Consider the following 1,731-nt stretch of genomic DNA (forward strand, 5'->3'; position numbering starts at 1 on the left):
TAGGCGCTCTCCCCCTGGGCGGTGAGCGTCAGGATCTCCTCGCGCCGGTCCTCCTCGCTCGGGCGGCGCTTGAGCCAGCGCCGCTCCTCCAGCGCCCGCACCGCCCGGCTCACCTTGGTCTTGTGCATGGCCGAGTGCCGGCCGATGGCTTTGGCGCTCATCTCCTCGAACTGGCCTAAAGTCGCCAGCACCCGCCATTCCGGGATCGTCAGGTCGTGATGCGGGCCATAGACAGAGCGGAACTCCTGGGAGACCGCCGCCGCGATCCGGTTCAGGCGGTAGGGCAGGAAGGCTTCAAGCTGGAGTTTGGCCATCGGGTTGTTGGTTACAAAATGGACAGTTACATTTGTGACCAAATGTGGAGGTCATGCCCATGAATGTCCAGAACCCGCCCCTGCCTCAGGCTTCTGAGAGGATCGAGAGCGCCATCCAGCCCGGCTACATGTCCGGCTTCGGCAATGGCTTCGAAACGGAAGCGCTGCCCGGTGCCCTGCCCATCGGGCGCAACTCCCCCCAGAAATGCGCCTACGGGCTTTATGCCGAGCAGCTCTCCGGTTCGCCCTTCACGGCACCGCGCACCACCAACGAGCGATCCTGGCTCTACCGCATCCGCCCTACGGTGTCCCATTGGGGCGAGTTCCGGAAGGCCGATATCGGCTTGTGGCGCACGGCGCCTGCCGCCGAGGTGGAGGTGCCGATCGCCCCCATGCGTTGGGACCCTATCCCCCTTCCGGATGAGGCCGTGTCGTTCCTGGAGGGCATCCGCACCATCACCACGGCCGGTGATGCCGGCTCCCAGGCAGGGATGGGTGCGCATGTCTATCTCATCACCCGCTCGATGACGGATGAATACTTCTACAATGCCGATGGCGAACTGCTGTTCGTGCCGCAGCAGGGCTCCCTCCGGCTGTGGACCGAGTTCGGCATCATCAACATAGAGCCGGGCGAGATCGCGGTGATCCCGCGCGGCGTGAAGATCCGCGTGGAGCTCACGGGCGGACCGGCGCGCGGTTACCTGTGCGAGAACTACGGCGGCGCCTTCACTCTGCCGGAGCGCGGGCCCATCGGGGCCAACTGCCTGGCCAACCCGCGCGACTTCCTCACGCCAGTGGCGGCCTATGAGGACAAGGATGCACCTTCGACGATGTACGTGAAGTGGGGCGGCACGTTGTGGATGGCCGATATGGACCACTCGCCCCTCGACGTGGTGGCTTGGCACGGCAACTACGCACCTTACAAGTACGACCTGCGGCGCTACTCGCCGGTCGGGCCGGTTCTCTACGATCACGCGGATCCATCGATCTTCACGGTATTGACCTCGCCCTCTGAGACGCCCGGCACGGCCAACATCGACTTCGTAATCTTCCCCGAGCGCTGGCTTGTGGCGGAGAACACGTTCCGGCCGCCGTGGTACCATATGAACGTGATGAGCGAGTTCATGGGCCTGATCTATGGTGTGTATGACGCCAAGACCGGCGGCGGCTTCGTGCCGGGCGGCATGTCCCTGCACAACACGATGCTGCCGCACGGGCCTGACATGGATGCGTTCGAGAAGGCAAGCAATGTCGAGCTCAAGCCGCACAAGCTCGAAGGCACGCTGGCGTTCATGTTCGAGACGCGCTTCCCGCAGAAGGTGACCGCCTTCGCGGCTGAGACGGAGTCGCTGCAGAAGGACTATGCTTCCTACGGTCACAAGATGAAGAAGCATTTTGATCCGAACCGGCGCTGATC

The 1,731-nt window shown here is 63.8% G+C and carries 2 protein-coding genes; one reads left to right on the forward strand and one right to left on the reverse strand.

Annotated features, from left to right (window positions below; all coding sequences use genetic code 11):
* Positions 1-314 (reverse strand): MarR family winged helix-turn-helix transcriptional regulator (locus AC0QTX_RS27360; RefSeq protein WP_474606940.1); only part of this gene is annotated, 314 nt, incomplete at its 3' end.
* A gap of 59 nt (positions 315-373) precedes the next feature.
* On the opposite strand from AC0QTX_RS27360, the gene hmgA reads away from it, so the two are divergent.
* Complete coding sequence (hmgA, locus tag AC0QTX_RS27365; RefSeq protein ID WP_474606941.1) at positions 374-1,729, forward strand: homogentisate 1,2-dioxygenase; 1,356 nt, start codon at positions 374-376, stop codon at positions 1,727-1,729.
* Positions 1,730-1,731 lie beyond the last annotated feature (2 nt).

The organism is Microvirga sp. jy35 (assembly GCF_056148915.1).